This is a genomic window from Enterobacter cloacae complex sp.6700776, assembly GCF_048284255.1.
Lineage (GTDB): Bacteria > Pseudomonadota > Gammaproteobacteria > Enterobacterales > Enterobacteriaceae > Enterobacter > Enterobacter intestinihominis.
The window spans coordinates 1-264 of sequence record NZ_JBLVYK010000320.1; the positions used below are offsets into that span (position 1 = coordinate 1).

General features: G+C 57.2%; 1 protein-coding gene. It reads right to left on the minus strand.

What is annotated here, in order from left to right; all coding sequences use genetic code 11:
* Positions 1–264, minus strand: a 264-nt coding sequence (locus tag ACNQ0T_RS24445; RefSeq protein ID WP_417930520.1) for a regulatory ATPase RavA LARA domain-containing protein, incomplete at both ends; no start/stop codon positions are given.

Genomic DNA, 264 nt, shown 5'->3' on the forward strand with positions numbered 1-264 from the left:
GATGAACTACCTGGTCTCGTGGGCTCGGAGATGTGTATAAGAGACAGGGCATATTCTCCTGCGCTGCGCTGCCGGGCAGCGCGAGGCGTGAGCCCTGCAGGCTCACATCGCGGACGACCAGATGCTGGCTGGTGTCGACATCCATATTGAGTAGTTGGGCAAAGCCGATCCCGTTGAGCTTACCGCGGATCTCGCCGCCCTTTTCCAGCCAGTTGGCTAACGCCTCGCGTTCAAAAGTAATGTGGATCACTTCCATATCGTGAA